The organism is Deinococcota bacterium, from assembly GCA_030858465.1.
Lineage (GTDB): Bacteria > Deinococcota > Deinococci > Deinococcales > Trueperaceae > JALZLY01.
In genome coordinates this window covers 1-3114 of the sequence record JALZLY010000284.1, presented here as the reverse complement: position 1 = coordinate 3114, position 3114 = coordinate 1, and the positions used below count along the sequence as shown (strand labels likewise).

At 67.2% G+C, this 3114-nt stretch carries 1 protein-coding gene; it reads left to right on the top strand.

What is annotated here, in order from left to right; genetic code table 11:
• Positions 1–192: 192 nt before the first annotated feature.
• Positions 193–3108: a type I DNA topoisomerase gene (gene topA, locus M3498_14280; GenBank protein ID MDQ3460445.1), complete on the top strand. Its 2916-nt coding sequence runs from the start codon at positions 193–195 to the stop codon at positions 3106–3108.
• Positions 3109–3114: the final 6 nt, after the last annotated feature.

Sequence of the window (3114 nt, the reverse complement as noted above, 5' to 3'; positions counted from 1 at the left end):
AAGACCAGCCGCATGCGGCGTGGATCCGACGGTAGGAAACGGCGTCGCTTCAGGATCGCTTCAGTGAGGCCGTCCTTACCTTGACAAGGAGGCGGAAGTCCTTATAATAGCCTCGCCTGGGAGGGTGCTTTTGTTTATGACCTGTTACCGACCGGCGCCGCGAGCGGCGCGTGTTTACCATCGGGAGACCGCATGAAGCGTCTCGTCATCGTCGAGTCGCCGACCAAGGCCAAGACCATTCGCAGGTTTCTTGGCCGCGACTTTGTCATCGAGGCCAGCATGGGCCATGTGCGCGACCTGCCCGCCTCGGCCGCCGAGATTCCCAAGGAACTGAAGGGCGAGCCCTGGGCGCGTCTGGGCGTCAGGCTCGAGAACGGCTTCGAGCCCATCTACGTGGTGCCCGCCAAGAAAAAGCAGGTGGTCAGCAAGCTGAGGGCCGCGATGAAGGGCGTAGGCGAACTCTACATCGCGACGGACGAGGACCGCGAGGGCGAGTCGATCGGCTGGCACCTGGTGCAGCTCTTAAACCCCAAGGTGCCGGTCAAGCGCATGGTCTTTCACGAGATCACCGAGGAGGCGATTCTCAGGGCGCTTCGCAACACCCGCGACATCGACCAGGCGCTCGTCGACGCCCAGGAGACGCGCCGCGTCTTGGACAGGCTGGTCGGCTACACCATCTCGCCGCTGTTGTGGAAAAAGGTCGCGCCCCGGCTCTCGGCGGGCCGGGTGCAGAGCGTGGCGGTGCGGCTCATGGTCCTGCGCGAAAAGGAACGCATCGCCTTCGTGGCCGCCTCCTACTGGGACGTAAAGGCGCGGCTCACCAAAGCCAAGAACCCCTTCGAGGGGACGATGACGCACTACGGCGGCGTCCGCCTGGCGACGGGCCGCGACTTCGACGACGAGACCGGCAAGCTCAAGGCGGGGCTAGAGGAGGGCAAGAACGTCCTCTTGATGGGCGAAGAGCAGGCGCGCGCGCTCGAGGGCCGCCTGCCAAAGGAGCCCTGGCGCGTCCTTGCGGTCGAGGAGCGGCAGGAAAAGCGCTCGCCCGCGCCGCCCTTTACCACCTCGACCCTGCAACAAGAAGCCAGCCGCAAGCTCGGCCTCTCCGCCAAGGAGACGATGCGCGTCGCCCAGGGCCTCTACGAGAACGGCTACATCACCTACATGCGCACCGACTCGACCAACCTGGCCCAAGAGGCCGTCGACGGCAGCCGCCGCGCGGTCGAGAAGCGCTATGGCAAGGATTACCTGAGCCCGGCGCCGCGCCGCTACAGCCAAAAGGCGCGCAATGCCCAGGAGGCGCACGAGGCCATCCGCCCCGCCGGCAAGAGCATGAAGACGCAGAACGAGCACGACCTCGGCGGCGTCGAGGGCAGGCTCTACGACCTCATCTGGAAGCGCACCATCGCCACCCAGATGGCCGACGCCCGCTTGCGCTTCGTCACCGCGCGGATCGAAGCGGGCGAGGGCGAGACGGCGGCGACCTTTCGCGCCACGGGCCGCACCACCGAGTTTCCCGGCTTCTTCCGCGCCTACGTCGAGGGTTCGGACGACCCCGAGGCGGCCTTAGACGACCGCGAGCAGCCCCTGCCCGAGCTCGCCCAGGGCGACCGGGTGGACTGCCAAGGGGTCGAGGCGCTCGGCCACGAGACCAAGCCGCCCGCCCGCTTCACCGAGGCCTCGCTCGTCAAACTCCTGGAAGGGGAGGGTATCGGCCGGCCCAGCACCTACGCCAGCATCATCGACACGGTGATGCGGCGCGGCTACGTGCGCAAACAGGGCAGCCAGCTCGTGCCCACCTTTACCGCCTTTGCGACCAACAACCTGCTCGAGAAGCAGTTCGAGCAGCTCGTCGACACCGGCTTCACCGCCAGCATGGAGCAGGTCTTGGACGACATCGCCGCGGGCGAGGTAGAGGCCAAACCCTATCTGAAGACCTTCTACAGCGGCGAGGCGGGCCTGTCGGCGCGGGTCGAGGCCGGCCTGGAGAGCCTGGACGCGCGCGAGGTCTCCACCCTGGCCTTTGCCAAGTGGGCGCCCTATGTGGTGCGCGTCGGCAAGTACGGTCCCTATGTCGAGGGCGAAATCGGCGGCGAGCGCCTCACCGCCTCGCTCTCCGACACCCTCGCCCCCGGCGACGTGACCCGTGAGGGGCTCGAGGAGGCCCTCGAGGGCGGCAAGGCGCCCGACAACGCCCTCGGCGTCCACCCCGACCACGGCGAGTCCATGCTGCTCCGTCAGGGGCCTTACGGGCCCTACCTGCAGCTCGGCGAGAACGACGCCGAAAAGCCCAAGCGCGTCTCCCTGCCGCAGGGCGTGAGGCCGGAGGACGTGGACTTTGCCATGGCCGCCTCGCTGCTCAACCTGCCGCGCAGCCTGGGCGAGCATCCCGAGACGGGGCAAAAGGTTCAGGCCAATATCGGCCGCTTCGGTCCCTACGTCAAGCACGGCAGCCTGTTTGCCTCCTTGACCAAGGACGACGACGTGCTCAAGGTGGACTTAGGGCGCGCCCTCGAGCTCATCGCCAACAAGGAAAGCCGGAACAAGCCGCTCAGGGTGGTAGGCCAGCACCCCGAAACGGGTGATCCCGTCGAGCTGAGAGAAGGCCGCTACGGCCCCTACGTCAAGCACGGCAAGCTCAACGCCTCCCTGCAAGGGGGGCAGACGCCGGAGGCGCTGACGCTCGAGGAGGCGCTGGCGCTGCTGGCCGCTAAGGGCGACGCGCCCGCCAAGACCAGGGGCAAGACCAAGACCAGGGGCAAGACCACCGCCAAGGCCAAGGCAAGCAAGACCAAGGCAAAAGCCTCAACATCGAAAAAGAAGACCCCGACAAGAAAGGCTCCGGCGCCGAAGGGTCCCAAGGCGACCGCGCCCAAAGCGACGAGCAGCGACCTCGAGGCCTTCCTGGGCGAGCTGGGGGAGCAGGACGTGGAGGTCGTGAGCCGGCTCGAGGGCATGCGCGACAAGTCCAAAACGAGTATCGTCGCTACCGCGGACAGCCTGGGCTTGAGCGAGGAGGAGGTCAAGGCCGCGCACAAGCGGGGCATGTTCAAGCTGCGCATGCTCTACGGCCGGGCGCGCAAGGAGAGCGCCGGCCGGGCCGCCTAAGGCCTC